General features: G+C 52.0%; 1 protein-coding gene. It reads right to left on the bottom strand.

Annotated features, from left to right (window positions below; genetic code table 11):
* A partial coding sequence (locus KNQ13_RS15860; protein WP_214773296.1) for an RNA-guided endonuclease TnpB family protein occupies nt 1–354 on the bottom strand: 354 nt, incomplete at both ends.

The raw sequence follows: 354 nt of genomic DNA, 5'->3' as shown, positions 1-354 counted from the left end.
ATGCGTTCTGCTTCTTGTTTGAGATTCAGTCCTGCGTTCACATCACGGTCGTGATGGATGCCGCAACTCGGGCATGTCCATTCACGCAATCCAAGATGTTTCACGTCTTTGTGTTGATGTCCGCAACTGGAGCACAGTTGACTGGAAGCAAAGGTCTTGCCGACCTTGACGAGAGTCTTCCCGTACCATTCTGCCTTGTACTCCAGCATGCGGAAGAACTCCGACCAGCTGACGTCCGAGATGGCCTTGCTCAACTTGCGATTCTTCTGCATGTTCTTCACCTGCAAGGTCTCGATGCCGATGACGTCGTGGTTTTTGACGATCTCGGTCGATACCTTGTGCAGGAAGTCGGTA

This window comes from Exiguobacterium sp. s128, from assembly GCF_018618815.1.
Classification (GTDB): Bacteria; Bacillota; Bacilli; order Exiguobacteriales; family Exiguobacteriaceae; genus Exiguobacterium_A; species Exiguobacterium_A antarcticum.
The sequence above is the reverse complement of the archived record's forward strand: the minus strand, read 5'-3'. Positions and strand labels throughout refer to the sequence as shown.